Consider the following 241-nt stretch of genomic DNA (forward strand, 5'->3'; position numbering starts at 1 on the left):
TTCCTTCACCCGAGTTCTCTCAAGCGCCTTGGTATTCTCTACCCGACCACCTGTGTCGGTTTGGGGTACGATTGCTTATTATCTGAAGCTTAGAGGCTTTTCCCGGAAGCATGGCATCAATGACTTCATCACCGTAGTGACTCGACATCGGGTCTCAGCCTTAGTGCAGAACCGGATTTGCCTAATTCTGCAGCCTACACCCTTGAACCAGGACAACCGTCGCCTGGCCCACCTAGCCTTC

Annotated in this window: 1 rRNA gene; it reads right to left on the reverse strand. The window is 52.7% G+C overall.

The annotated features are described in order from the left end of the window. Nucleotides 1-241, reverse strand: a 23S ribosomal RNA gene (locus R0J87_RS24025); the annotation flags it as partial.

It is taken from the genome of Halomonas sp. SIMBA_159 (assembly GCF_046536035.1).
Classification (GTDB): domain Bacteria; phylum Pseudomonadota; class Gammaproteobacteria; order Pseudomonadales; family Halomonadaceae; genus Vreelandella; species Vreelandella venusta_A.